9 protein-coding genes are annotated in these 13,631 nt (G+C 42.5%); 5 read left to right on the forward strand and 4 right to left on the reverse strand.

Annotated features, from left to right (window positions below):
- Positions 1-1,619: 1,619 nt before the first annotated feature.
- Together rtcA and NH399_RS12960 are read right to left on the reverse strand one after the other, a co-directional pair.
- Entirely contained in the window at positions 1,620-2,642 is a 1,023-nt protein-coding gene (gene rtcA, locus NH399_RS12955; protein ID WP_253040676.1) for an RNA 3'-terminal phosphate cyclase, read from the reverse strand.
- Between the two features lie 9 nt (positions 2,643-2,651).
- The gene (locus tag NH399_RS12960) at positions 2,652-3,872 is read right to left on the reverse strand and encodes an RtcB family protein (protein WP_253040678.1); all 1,221 of its coding nucleotides are present in this window, start codon (positions 3,870-3,872) and stop codon (positions 2,652-2,654) included.
- 254 nt (positions 3,873-4,126) lie between these two features.
- Between NH399_RS12960 and rtcR the strand changes: the two genes are divergently transcribed.
- On the forward strand, positions 4,127-5,713 hold the full coding sequence (gene rtcR, locus NH399_RS12965; RefSeq protein ID WP_253040680.1) for an RNA repair transcriptional activator RtcR: 1,587 nt from the start codon (positions 4,127-4,129) through the stop codon (positions 5,711-5,713).
- A gap of 30 nt (positions 5,714-5,743) precedes the next feature.
- Here the strand turns inward: rtcR and NH399_RS12970 are convergent, their stop codons facing one another.
- Entirely contained in the window at positions 5,744-6,142 is a 399-nt protein-coding gene (locus NH399_RS12970; RefSeq protein WP_253040682.1) for a hypothetical protein, read from the reverse strand.
- A gap of 137 nt (positions 6,143-6,279) precedes the next feature.
- Between NH399_RS12970 and NH399_RS12975 the strand changes: the two genes are divergently transcribed.
- Positions 6,280-8,319 (forward strand): M14 family zinc carboxypeptidase, encoded by a 2,040-nt coding sequence (locus NH399_RS12975; protein ID WP_253040684.1) that lies wholly within the window; start codon positions 6,280-6,282, stop codon positions 8,317-8,319.
- A gap of 52 nt (positions 8,320-8,371) precedes the next feature.
- Here NH399_RS12975 and NH399_RS12980 read toward each other — a convergent pair whose 3' ends face one another.
- Complete coding sequence (locus NH399_RS12980; RefSeq protein WP_253040686.1) at positions 8,372-9,811, reverse strand: aminotransferase class I/II-fold pyridoxal phosphate-dependent enzyme; 1,440 nt, start codon at positions 9,809-9,811, stop codon at positions 8,372-8,374.
- A gap of 249 nt (positions 9,812-10,060) precedes the next feature.
- On the opposite strand from NH399_RS12980, the gene NH399_RS12985 reads away from it, so the two are divergent.
- The 3 genes from NH399_RS12985 (at position 10,061) to NH399_RS12995 (ending at position 13,619) form a co-directional block, all read left to right on the forward strand.
- Complete coding sequence (locus tag NH399_RS12985; protein WP_253040688.1) at positions 10,061-10,975, forward strand: DMT family transporter; 915 nt, start codon at positions 10,061-10,063, stop codon at positions 10,973-10,975.
- Positions 10,976-11,148: 173 nt separating this feature from the next.
- Positions 11,149-11,622: an FAD-binding oxidoreductase gene (locus NH399_RS12990; protein ID WP_253040690.1), complete on the forward strand. Its 474-nt coding sequence runs from the start codon at positions 11,149-11,151 to the stop codon at positions 11,620-11,622.
- Between the two features lie 143 nt (positions 11,623-11,765).
- Positions 11,766-13,619 (forward strand): tetratricopeptide repeat protein, encoded by a 1,854-nt coding sequence (locus tag NH399_RS12995; RefSeq protein WP_253040692.1) that lies wholly within the window; start codon positions 11,766-11,768, stop codon positions 13,617-13,619.
- Positions 13,620-13,631: the final 12 nt, after the last annotated feature.

Raw genomic sequence — 13,631 nt, forward strand, 5'->3', positions numbered from 1 at the left:
GTTTAATCAGGCCCATCCCAATTAAACCTGTTCAGTGCTTTGATTAATAAAATAATCATTGTTCATTCTCCAGCCTGTTCGAGTACTTCAACAAACCACCCAACTTTCTCCATCCCCAGCCATTTTCCTTTGTCACTCCGTAACCCTTTGCTTACCTTTGTCACTCCGTAACCCTTTGCTTTCCCTTGTCACTCCGTAACCCTTTGCTTTCCCTTGTCACTCCGTAACCCTTTACTTTCCCTTGTCACTCCGTAACCCTTTGCTTTCCCTTGTCACTCCGTAACCCTTTGCTTTCCTTTGTCACTCCGTAACTTTTACTTTCCCTTGTCACTCCGTAACCTCTTACTTTCCTTTGTCACTCCGTAACCTCTTACTTTCCCTTGTCACTCCGTAACCTCTTACTTTCCCTTGTCACTCCGTAACCTCTTACTTTCCCTTGTCACTCCGTAATCTCTTACTTTCCTTTGTCACTCCGTAATCTCTTACTTTCCTTTGTCACTCCGTAATCTCTTACTTTCCTTTGTCACTCCGTAATCTCTTACTTTCCTTTGTCACTCCATAACTTTTACTTTCCCTTGTCACTCCGTAACTTTTACTTTCCTTTGTCACTCCGTAACCTTTTACTTTCCTTTGTCACTCCATGACGTACTAGTTTCCTTTATCAAACTCACGAATAAGTGATAGCAATTCTGAACACCCAATTTTTAAAGAACGTTGCCATCATAAGTGGCATAAAAAAACCCGAGGGCTTACGCCTCTCGGGTTTTATAAATCCTAAGAGGCTTTCACCTCTCTGTATAACAGGAGGTCAAGAATCCAAAACTTTATCTTCTACTGAACTTTCGTTTTTCAGGCTCACAGCACAAGGTAGCAAACGTGATGTTGCTAGTATTGAGCAGTTATGTGTAAAGCCATTAATAAACACTATCTTCAGCCTTATTAAGTTATTGATTAATAATATTGCCTAAATCCAAGGATTTAAGCTCCTGCCTGCAACGAGATAAAAGTCATTATCCAGTTATCAGTTTAATTTATTAGGCTAAGCACTTAGCTAGTTTTAAGCTGGCTTGCCTGCGATGTTTTTTATTCTATAAAGAATTTGTTTTCCCTGTCAAACACATTATCTTGTTTTTCACTTTAAAATCAATAAGTTATGCAAACTTTAAAGCATATAGAAGCCTCCCGCCTAATAAGGAGGATAACACTTAGGTTGTTACGAAAAACTCGACTCAAGAGGCTAATATCGAACTTCAAGCTGGCCTCTTTTGTGCTCTCTATACAATCTCATCATCAGTGCTGCTTCTTATAACCATATATTTCAGACATAAAAAAACCCGGAGCTAATTGCTTCCGGGTTTTATAAAAACTTTGTTTTTATCTTATCCGGAAGCCACACTTCCGAATAAGGAAGTGCTTTATCTATCTGCTACGTATGATTTACGTTCAAACGAAATAATAGACACGAGCAGATCTCCGCAGACGCCTTGTGGCGTTACTGCTTCTTTTAATCGACTTGTATGCTGATTGCTTATTAGCATCTTGCTCATACCTTAATGTTAAGTTCAAATTTAGAACGTCATTTTATATAAACTCACAGCTAACCGCAATCACCATTCCGATTATTTTTTATCAACATAAATTTTCCAGCAGTCTTCATCAAGCTTATCCGTTTTAAATTCAATACCTGTCATCAATTTGATAACGTCCATATTGGTTTGAGTATGCATAGACAATTTACGCGTTGTAAAAGCTCCAACACCTGCCATGGCCATGGGCAGTAATAGCTGATCAGCTAAATACTCATCGACGGCTGCACCCGACCGAATAAACCGTTTCATTTTCCCTGCCGCACGCTTTGCAATGTTTTCTGCTTTCACTCCAACTTGCCCAACTTCTTCATAAACGATGTGGTATCCATCTTGTTTTAAGTGCAATAACAATGCGTTACCGCATCCGGGGCCATCTTCTATATGTTTATTAAAAGTCGATGGATTCCAATTTAGATATCGACATGCAGTGTCAAACTCTCGTGTTAAAATATTCTCTGGTAATTGGCTTAATACACCAGACAATTCATAATCACTCTCATCCGCTGTCTCCAGTAAATTTAACTCACGTAACTGCTTAACAGGTTTCATCTTAAGAGACCAATATCCACCACCCGCAGGATTAAACCCTAATTTTTCAACATGGACTTCATAGCTAAGCCCTAAACGCTTCATGAGCGGTAAGAACGATGACCGCAAAAAATCTAAGGAAGGAGACATACCATTATGAGTGCCTCCTTCGAAAGTTATATCTGACTCTTCATCAGCCATCATCAAGATAGGCAGAACCGTTTGGCAAACTAACGTAGTACTACCAGCACTGCCAATTTTAAAATGATACTGCCCTCCTTTTATCTTGCCTGGCTTAAAGCGGACGAATGAACTTCTTAGCTCAGCCCCTTCAACCTCAGCATCACAAATTTCGGCTGCAGCCAGCACACAAGTCAGGTGCTGGCGCAGTAATCCAGGTTTATGACGTCCAGCTCTGATATTAAAAATTTCGATATTCTGGCCAGTCATTGCAGCAAGACTTAGAGAACTCCTTAAAATTTGCCCTCCTCCTTCGCCTTGTGCTCCGTTAATTCTAATTGTCATTTTTCTTTCTTATCCCTTCACACAAACAATTTGCTTCAAAGTCGCTACCACTTCAACCAAATCGCTTTGTGCTTCCATAACTTTATCAATATCTTTGTAAGCCTGAGGGATCTCATCGATAACCCCAGCATCCTTTCGACACTCAACGCCTTCAGTCGCAGCAATCTGATCTTCAATCGTGAATAATTTTTTCGCTTTTGTTCTCGACATCACTCTTCCTGCACCATGAGAACAACTATTAAATGACTCAGGGTTTCCCAGTCCTCGAACAATGTATGATCGTGCACCCATGCTTCCAGGAATAATTCCTAGCTCACCTTTTTCGGCTCGCACAGCTCCTTTTCTTGTAACATAGCAATCCAAGCCGAAATGATGCTCACGGGAAATATAATTATGGTGGCAATTGACAGCCATTTCGTCCGTAACAAAATCAAAGCCAAGCTCTCGTCGAAATGCATTGATCGCATTGGCCATCATGACTTCACGGTTTTTCCGCGCGTAATCCTGAGCCCATTCAACCGCTTCAACATAATCATCAAAGTAATCACTCCCTTCCTTCAAATAGGCTAGATCTTTATCTGGTAAATGAACGTTATTTCTCTCGGCATCTTTCTTTGCCAGTTCGATGAAATAGTTACCGATTCGATTTCCTACACCTCGGCTTCCTGAGTGCAACATGATCCAGACATTGTCTTCTTCGTCCAGACACAACTCGAGGAAGTGATTCCCTGTCCCCATAGTTCCTAGATGATTAATATGATTACTTTTCGCAATTTTTGGATGCTTTGCTGTAATCGCATCGAAACGAGGCTTTAACTCTTGCCATTGCAGCCCCACCAACTCAGGGATGTTATGCCAGGCTCCTCGATCTCGACCTTTTGTTCTTCCATGAGGAACCGCCGCTTCAAAAGCATGGCGAATCCCACTCAAGTTATCGGGTAGTTGGTGAGCCTTTAAACTCGTTTTAGTAGCCACCATCCCACACCCAAGGTCAACTCCCACCGCCGCAGGGATAACAGCATTCACTGATGGGATAACACTTCCGATGGTTGCTCCTTTTCCCATGTGAACATCGGGCATAACAGCAATATGTGAGTGAATAAAGTCCAACTCTGCAATATTGTTCAACTGTTGTTGGGCTTGTTCCTCAAAAGGAACGCCTTGAACCCAAGCTTTAATAGGCGCTTTTCCTTCGTGCTCAATAATCTGAAAATTCGCTTCCTGACACATTCTATATACCTCTAACTATTAACTTTACGTCAACGACTCAACAAAATTTTAGTCAATTGAATCGTTTAAATTCATCAAAAACTAATAATAGTAATATCAAGTTCGATGCCAACTTTTCAATAAAAGGCCAAAATAACAGATAACCAATTGATTTTATTAACATAAAAAGAGACTTCCATTAAAGAGCGCAACACTAGCAATTTAACAAACAAAAAACTAAAATATCTAAATAGATATACAATTATCCAAAAGTCATGAAAACAATAGCTATCAGTATACTGGGTACTCAGTTAGATTATGCCGGAAAGAACACACGTCGTTGGTCAAAGTGGCGTCCGAATGTTGGGTTATGCAGCCAACCCGATTTGATCATTGATGAGCTTCATCTGCTGCACGAAAAACGCAGCCAGAAACTTGCCGACACCATAGAAGAAGATATTCATTCTGTTTCTCCAGAAACGAGTGTCACTCATCAACTTATAGAGTTTCAGAATCCCTGGGATTTTGAAGAAGTCTACTCAAAGTTGTTCGACTTTTGCCGCTCAATAAACTTCGACACAGATAAGAACAACTACCTGTTTCATATTACTACGGGTACTCATGTCGCCCAGATCTGTGCATTCCTGTTAACAGAGAGCCGACATTTTCCTGGTCGTCTCATTCAAACCAGCCCAGCAGGCAATGACAAGGTCAGCGGCACACACCAAATAATCGATCTGGACCTATCACGCTATGATCATATCGCTTCTCGTTTTCGAGAACAGAGGTTGGAAGGAGAAGATTTCCTTAAAGGAGGGATAGCGACCAAGAATAGAAACTTTAATCAGCTCATTACGCAAGTCGAAAAAGTAGCGATTCGATCACAAGCACCGATTCTCTTCACTGGCCCAACAGGTGCAGGAAAGTCTCAACTCGCATCAAGGGTTTATGAATTAAAAAAGCGTCGAGAGATGGTATCTGGCCCCTTCGTTTCGGTGAACTGTGCGACACTTCGTGGCGACAATGCAATGGCCGCACTATTTGGACACACCAAAGGCGCTTTTACTGGCGCACAAAGATCTAGAGAGGGTTTTCTGAAAAGCGCCGATCAGGGCGTCCTTTTTCTTGATGAAATTGGAGAGCTCGGTCTGGATGAGCAAGCAATGCTATTACATGCTCTAGAAAATAAAAGCTTCTATCCCGTTGGCAGCGACAAAGAAATAAATAGTGACTTTCAGTTGATAGCAGGAACCAATAGAAATCTCTTTGAAGACAGCGTCAATGGACGTTTTAGAGAAGACTTACTAGCAAGGATCAATTTATGGACCTATCAATTACCGGCTTTAAAAGAACGGCGAGAAGATATTGAACCCAATATCGACTATGAGTTACGACAATATGTAGAAAAGTACGCCACCAATGTCGACTTTAATAAAGAAGCTCGAGACAAGTTTTTAGCTTTTGCTCTGTCCCCTTCATCTCAATGGAAGGGGAACTTCCGTGATCTCAACGCTGCCATTATTCGCATGGCAACACTTGCAGAAGGCGCTCGAATCACTTTAAGAGAAGTTAAGGAAGAAATAGAGCGGCTATCACAGCAATGGTCTAGTGGCCAGACAACGACGGTCGAAAATGTAATAAGCCAGATATTGAGCTCCGAACAAATAGCAGATCTGGATTCGTTTGACCAAAACCAGCTTAATTATGTTTTAAACTGCTGTCGGCAACATCCCTCGATGGCGGCTGCAGGACGGGAACTCTTTAATGTTAGCAGGACGTTAAAAAAGCAATCCAATGACTCTTCAAGACTGCAAAAATATCTGGCGAAATTTTCTATTAGTTGGGCTGATATTAATAAATAGTAAACATCCCATCAATGTGGCGATGGGAGTTTATTCGTAAGAATAAAACCAATTGGTTTTGTTGCACTCTGGAGAACACTGAACGAGTAAATAATCATGATGACCACGCCAATAATAAACGGCCAGATTATTTCTCCATTCATCGGGCTCTCCCATTAGCTCAGTAAGGCGAGTTCTGGATATGGATGATTGATTAATATAGTCAGCAAGTTGACTCATTAATTCATGCTTTTTCCCTTTCCACTTGTCAAGCTCATCACGCCACTGGCCACCATTATAGTGCCCTTTCGCAGACTTTAACTCACGATACTCGCTGGCAATGGACTGTACATTAGAAGGAAAAATATCAGTGTTTAGGCATCCTGCTACCGTCAGGACAGCAGCAAAACACACGCTTGTTTTTTTGATAAAAGTAACGAATTGTTTCATGAAAGATACAAAAAGAATATACAAACTGGATATTGGCAATTTTACGGAATAATTAAGTGTGTGTAATGTGAATTATTCACCGACAATAGTAAGTCAAGCTGTTAGTCTCACAGTATGTCATCATAGAGTATCTGTTCATGAAAAAAATATTACCTATAGCCATAACGTTAGCTCTTTCAATGAGTTCCAATGCTGAAGATTCGAAAGATTGGATACAGCAAGAAACATCGAGCAGACAAAACATTGTTAAAATTTACACTTCTAGCATCGATGAATTTAACAAAGCATCCATCAGCTTACATGCAGACTTACTGGAATCAGATCCCAATAAAAAATTTATCATTGCAGATATTTCTGATCTGACACTGTCTAAACTAGAAACCTTAGGTCTGCACATCGAACCCGCCACCCAGTGGCTCAAAAAAAGAGATGCTTACCTCAAAGCTAAGCGTTTAGATGTAACTTCTCACAACAAACCTGGTATTGCAGGTTTCGAATGTTATGCAACCGTAGAAGAAACATTTCAGCAGGCACAGCAACTTACCAATGATCATAGCCATCTTGCTGAGTGGATTGATATAGGAAACTCCTGGCAAAAATCTCAAGGCGTAGGCGGTTATGACTTGATGGTATTAAAACTTACCAATAAAAATATTACCGGAAATAAACCTAAGTTATTTATTCACAGCTCAATGCACGCGCGTGAGTATGCACCTGCGGCCCTTAATCTCGACTTCGCAAAAGATCTACTCCAAAAGTATGATAACAATGCCGATGCCACCTGGCTTCTCGATCATCATGAGATCCACCTGTTATTACAGACTAATCCGGATGGTCGAAAACAAGCAGAACGTGGAGCCTCCTGGCGCAAGAATACCAATGATGCCCATTGCCCAGGTGGCCTAACAGGCGTTGATTTAAATCGAAACTTTACTTACTACTGGAACGTGACGCCCAATGGTTCCAGCGGTGATGCTTGTAGTAATACTTATCGTGGACCGAGTGCTGGCTCTGAGCCAGAAACTAAAGCAGTAGAGAACTATGTCCGTTCATTGTTCCCCGATCGTAGAGGCCCCAATCAAAATGATGCCGCACCTGACGACACTCAAGGAATGCACATTGATCTGCACAGCTACAGTGAATTAGTTCTTTGGCCTTACGGACATACCTCAACAGCATCGCCGAATGGTGAAGCTTTTCGAACCATGGGTAGAAAGCTAGCTTACTTTAATAAGTACGAGCCAATGCAAAGTGTTGGTTTATATCCTACCGATGGTACCAGCGATGATGTTAGTTATGGTGAACTTGGCGTACCAGCAATCACCTTTGAACTTGGCAACGCTTTCTTTGAACCTTGTTCCAGTTATCAAAATGATGTCAGACCCAAGAATTTACCTGCGCTTTATTATGCAGCCAAAATTTTACGCGCACCTTATAAATTACCAGCAGGACCAGATATCTATTCTATCAGTGTCAACAACAATGGCGTTCACCCTCAAATTGTTGCCGGGACAACGATGAGTATCTCTCTCATGGCTGATGACACACGATACTATAGTGGTCGTAACAACCCTGATGAACCACGACATCGAATTGAAGAAGCCGAAGTCTATGTTGATACACCTCCTTGGGCCAGCGGAGCAAAAGCTATTGCACTTCAAGCTGAAGATGGCAGCTTAAGTCATCCGCGAGAAAAAATGGTCGCGCAGATGGAAACAACCAATCTAAGCCTTGGCCGCCATACACTCTTTTTTAGAGCAAAAGACAGTGCTGGTAACTGGGGCGCAGTAAGTGCGATCTTTGTGACGATAGGCAGTAATAATAGCCCTAATGCAGCTTTCACAGAACAATGCACAAACTTAAGTTGTTCTTTTAATGCATCATCCAGTACCGATGATGGAACCATCAATAGCTATCAATGGAAACTGGGTGACGGAACAACCTTAGATGGTCAGACAGTCAGCCACACCTTTGCCAGCGCTAACACATATTCTGTCGAGCTCACAGTGACCGATGATCTGGGAGCCACTGATGTGATAACCAAACAAATCACAGTACAGTCAGGCAATAACAATGGCGGGAACAACTCTGGTAGCACCAATAGTGGCGGTGGAGGCGGCTCGCTGGGCTGGTCTGCTGGTTTGCTCTTGTTGCTGGCATTCCGGCGCAAAAAGTAATTATATCTGTCGCCTTTCAGGTGCAGTAGTGAATCAGGCTCAATGAATAGATTCATTGAGCCTTTTTTAATTGCTCTTTAGCTAACTGACCAAGAACAGCAATGGCTTCTTCTAAACGTTCATTCCAGGGCAAACCATAACTTAGTCGAGTACAGTGATTAAACTTGCAAGTAGGAGAAAAAATAGCACCTGGTGCTATGCTGATTTTGTTTTTTAGAGCCAGATGAAATAATTCTGCGGTATCACTTCCATCAGGTAATTGCACCCATACCACGGCTCCACCTTTAGGATCCGAGACGCGAGTATTTTCTGGAAAGTGTTGTTGAACCTGCGCAATCATCCTCTCTTTGTTACACAATAAAACCTGCCGCAACCGATGCATGTTTCGATCATAGTCACCACTGGCAATAAACTCAGACAAGGTCCATTGATTTAATAGCGATGATGAGCAAGACAAAGCTCTTTTAAGTCGTTTAACTTCTGGGGCGTATTTTCCTGCCAGGATCCAGCCAATACGATAACCGGGAGCCGCTGTTTTTGAAAAAGATGCACAGGTAAGAACCAGACCTTTTTCAGAAAAGCACTGCGCAGGCATTCCTCTTTGTGCCGTAAAATATAGATCGCCATAAACATCGTCTTCAATCAAAGGCACATCATGTTCTTCTAAAATATTCACCAAACGTTTGCGACGACAATCTGGCATGTATGAACCCACAGGATTATTGATCGAACTAGAAAATACACACGCTTTAATATTTTGAGTTTTTAACGCTTGCTCAAGATCATCAAGCCAAATTCCATCATCACTGCACACAGGAATTTCGAGAGCCATCATTCCGAGACTTTCGATCAATTCGAGAATGCCGAAGTAACACGGTGATTCAACAGCAATGACATCCCCTTTCTGTGCGACACATTGAAGTGCAATAGCAATCGCCTCTTGAGCACCATTGGTGATCGTTATTTCTTCTGGCGCGACTTGAAGACCAAAATCCAAATAACGCATTGCCAGCTGACGCTTGAGTGGTGCGAAACCATCCATAGGGCCATAGGACATCACTTTTGCGCCACCAGTGCTCATGACTCGGCGCATGGTTCTAGCCAGTCCTTTATCAGATGGATGAGCCATTACAGGATTAGCTAATCCCAACGGGATACAGTCTGGTCGATGAACACCTTCATAAACCTGTTCGATCAAGGATTGCTTACGCACCAACACAGGTTTACTTGTCATACTATGCCGAGTAGGTCGAGCACTCTCAGCTTGCAACGCTTTTAAGTAATAGCCTGACTTGGGCCTTGCTTCTACCAGCCCTTGTCTTTCCAGCTCAATATAAGCCTGCTTGACGGTAGGTACACTCACTTCAAGTTTTGCACTCAGGTTTCGTAGCGATGGGAGTTTATCTCCAGGGCGCAATGTGCCATTCAACTTCATATCCCTTATCAGATTAATAACTTGCTGATATAAGAAGCTTTCCTGATCTTTACTCACGGCCATCACCACAATCACATCTCCCAGAGCTTTATTGACATGCCTTATGACCACACCCAATCTGTATAGGTCACATTTCATAATTTCTGTATATGTTAAGTATACACAGAACAGATATAGTAACAACCGCTCTCCTAAATTCAGAGCAGTTGTGAGTTGGCCCCTGGATCTATTTTTTTCCAGGGGCCCTTTTTCTCAGTCTACTGATAGAACCGAAACATTAGGTTATTCACCAGGAGCTATAAAGTTATGAAAAGCACCGCTTTATACATATTGACCGTATTAATCTGGGGATCGACCTGGCTTGCCATTGAGTTTCAACTAGGAGAAGTCGCTGTAGAAGCATCGCTGATTTATCGGTTTGCTCTATCTGCGCTGATTATGTGGGCTTACTGCTGGTGGAAAAAACTGCCGATGACGTTTTCGGCGCGAGATCATGGCTATATTGTCTTATTGGCAGCCATGAATTTTAGTCTCAACTATCTGATTCTGTACTGGGCTCAGACATACCTGAGTTCAGCCATGACTTCCATTGCCTTTTCGACGATGTTGCTTATGAACATCATCAATACTCGTTTGTTTTTTGGTAAACCGATTGCGGGACGCATCTACCTGGGCGCCATCATGGGTGTCATGGGGATCGTGGTTTTGTTTTGGCCAGATTTACAAGACTTCAACTTACAAAATGACAGCATACAGGGATTATTACTCGTATTGACCGGAACTCTGGTTGCGTCACTCGGTAACATGGTCAGTGTAAGAAACTCTAATCATGAGCTTCCTATCTTACAGGTCAATGCCTGGGGAATGTTTTATGGCACCTTAATAATGCTGGTTATTGTTTTATTTAAAGGCACACCTTTAACGATTACTTCCACACCCTCTTATTGGATTTCGTTGTTGTATCTGTCTATTTTTGGCTCGGTCATTGCCTTTGCCTGCTACTTTTTACTGCTTAAAGACATAGGCCCAGAAAAAGCATCCTACAGCATCGTGTTGTTTCCACTGGTAGCCGTTGTACTCAGTTCCTTGTTTGAAGACTTCCGTTGGGAATACACCACCATTGCAGGTTTCTCACTCGTCATTCTTGGAAATGTCATTGTATTAACCCCAATGCACAAATTAGCACGTCTATTAAAACCAAAGGCGCTAAAACGCGCTTAGTGACTTTTTCTAGTTTCCTTCAGTCTGAGAATGCCATGGACGGCAAACAAGTAAATCCTATGGAGCTGGACAACTTAAGTTGCCAGATGCAGTCAACCTCGCAGGGCTTCTCTTAACTCCTTGATTCAGGTATAAGTGGTTCTTTGCGATCTTCTTAGTAGCTTTTTCACCCAATGAAAATTTATCACCTGTCTTGTTTAATGCTGTTTCCTCTCATGGTTAAAAGCGCAGAGTTGGCTCCCTTTACCACTGATGGATGTAGTGCATTCCCAGACGGCACTTTAAAAGAAAATCAATTATGGCTCGGTTGTTGTATTGCTCACGACCGAGATTATTGGGCGGGAGGTACAAAAGAAGAACGTAAACAATCGGATAAAAGACTCGAACAATGCGTAAGTCAGCTAGGTAAAGAAAAGCTCAGTAAAATTATGTATATGGGTGTTCGTTTGGGCGGAACTCCATTTTTACCCACCAGTTTTCGCTGGGGTTATGGTTGGAGTGAGTCACGGGGCTACAAACCCTTAACCGAAACAGAGCAAAAGCTCGTTGAGCAAGCCTGGAAACGCAGCGATTACTACCAGCATAACCCGCAGAAAAAATCTCAAGATAAGAATTCAAAGTGCGAGCCACTATCCATTCCAGAGTAAATGCGATACAACTAGATCAGTGACAAAGCTTGCTCTGGAAAACCAAAAGCTTGCTTTGGAGAACAAAAGAACACACAGTCCTTGTTCCGCGGTAAGCAACTCAGACCACCGCTTTGATAAAAACGACTCAAAAATCACCATCTATGAATAAAAAGGCTTCCACCCATCAGCTATCCAACTCTCTCTTCTGGGGATTCATTGTTCTATTGTTAATAGCCACCCTGTTTACCTACTACCATTATGAACTTAATCCAGATGCCTCTGAAGAACTAGAAACCCCTTCAGTTTCGGTGATTGCAGTTTATCCCTTTGATGATGAAAACAGCCTGGACGGCAGCCCCCATTTTATTCGTGGCGTTGCAGATACCATTCGCAGTCGTTTAAGTAGCGTGCAAGATATCAAAGTGATCTCTCGCACCACATCCATCGCACTAAAGAACAAAAAAATTCCATTAACTCAATTAAAAGAGACCTATGGTATTGGTGCTGTATTAAAAGGCAGTGTACACAAAGGTTATCAGAGCCTTCGAGTCAGTCTGACGCTCATAAACACTGGCGATGGCAGCATACTCTGGTCAACAGACATTGATGAATACATTCAAGATATCTTTAAAGTTCAGAACGACATCGCTCAAGCTCTGGCCAGCACATTAAAAATAAAGCTATCAAAAGACAACATGCCTTCGGGCATTACGGTTAATGCATTTGAGCACTATCTTTCTGGACGCTTATATTGGAGCCGTCGTAACGTTGAAGATGTAGAGCGTGCTATCCAACATTTTTCTGATGCTATCAAACTGGCACCTGACTACGCACAGGCTTACGTTGGTTTAAGCGACGCCTATCTGTTTCTGCACGAGTATGGTGACTGGCCCAAGGCACAAGCGCACCAACGAGCAGAGCAATATATTCAAAGAGCCCTACTGATCAATAAGGATCTGCCCGAAGCTCATGCCACCATCGGTCGCATGGCCATGGAGAATGGTCATCATAAAGATGCCGAAAAAGCCTACCAGAAAGCGATCGAATTAAATCCTAGCAACGTTAGAGCCTATCACTGGTACGGCATATTAATGAACAACCTGGGCCAGCATAAAAAAGCGCTGGAGTTGCATCAAACAGCACTGTCTCTTGATCCTCTGTCCGTCATTATCAATCGCAACATGGCGTACAGTCATCAGCTTAATGGCCAAACAGAACTAGCAAAGCAGTTTTTTGACCGTTCTATTGATGTTGGGCCGACGGCTTATGGCAATCCCTATTTGCAACTCAATTTTTATCCATTGACACAAACCGTAGCCAAAAACGCCATCACCTTTATCAGCGAAAAGTACCACTCTATTCCGCAAACCGTCCCTCATAAAATCACGCTTAGCCTGTTTGCCATCAGCCTGAACAAGCAAGAGCTTGCCGAACACTTTATTGCCGAAGCCCACACATTGGCCAGTGAGCATCCACGAATTCTGGATGCTCAAATTGCTCTGGAAGCCAGCCAAAAGAAGTGGCCACAAGTCATTACGCTGCTACAACGTAGAATCCAGCAGCAGCCAGAGAATCTGGATTTAAAAGTAGGCCTTGTTTATGCCACATGGCTGAATAACGACACAACCAAAGCGCAATCACTGATTCAACAAGCATCACCCCAGCTTGCAGAACACTGGCGGATCAAATTACTGGCTCAGGAGCAACTCAGCAAAAAAGAACTCAACACATTATCAGCAGACATAGCCTTTGGTACCAATAACGATCCTGTTAAACACGCAGCGATTTTGATTCGACTGGGCGAGACAGACAGCGCCCTGACGATATTAGAAAAAGCCATTAATGCCGGCTGGCTCAATGACGCCAATCAAACCTGGTGGACTCTGGAGCATGATTTAGCATTAAGTCAGTTAAACGAAGAGCCGAGATTTCAGGCATTACTGCAAAAACTTGAAACCAATACATTCGAAACCTCCAAACTCTGGCGACATTCATCCGACATTGCACAAGAATAGCGCCAAAGCACC

The sequence above is a fragment of the Pleionea sp. CnH1-48 genome, assembly GCF_024124665.1.
Lineage (GTDB): Bacteria > Pseudomonadota > Gammaproteobacteria > Enterobacterales > Kangiellaceae > JAMXSB01.